The organism is Bartonella sp. MR168JLCBS (genome assembly GCF_042194175.1).
This window is the reverse complement of the sequence record NZ_JBHIMP010000546.1, coordinates 1-281: the sequence shown is the minus strand read 5'-3', so window position 1 is coordinate 281 and position 281 is coordinate 1. Positions and strand designations below refer to the sequence as shown.

Sequence of the window (281 nt, the reverse complement as noted above, 5' to 3'; positions counted from 1 at the left end):
TAGCATCCTTATTAACAAACACCTGTTCTACGGCAGCTTCATGGGGCATAAATTGATGCAAAATATCTGAAAGCCCTTTGTAAAGCTGGCATAACCTAGAAGCAAGGTCACAGCGTGCATCAGAAGAAAGCGTGCCTGCTGCAACGAATTGAAGACGATTGCCAGAGAAATCGATAACGCCCCATCCTGTTCGCCGCAATCCGGGATCAATGCCTATAATACGAATCGTCTCTGCCATAAAGCCAAGTTTATACATTTTTTTCATATTTGAACAGCTGCAC

1 protein-coding gene is annotated in these 281 nt (G+C 43.8%); it reads right to left on the bottom strand.

From position 1 onward, the window contains the following. Window positions 1–238: crossover junction endodeoxyribonuclease RuvC (locus ACFIK8_RS12550; RefSeq protein WP_375669616.1), on the bottom strand; the 238-nt coding region annotated here is incomplete at its 3' end. Window positions 239–281: the final 43 nt, after the last annotated feature.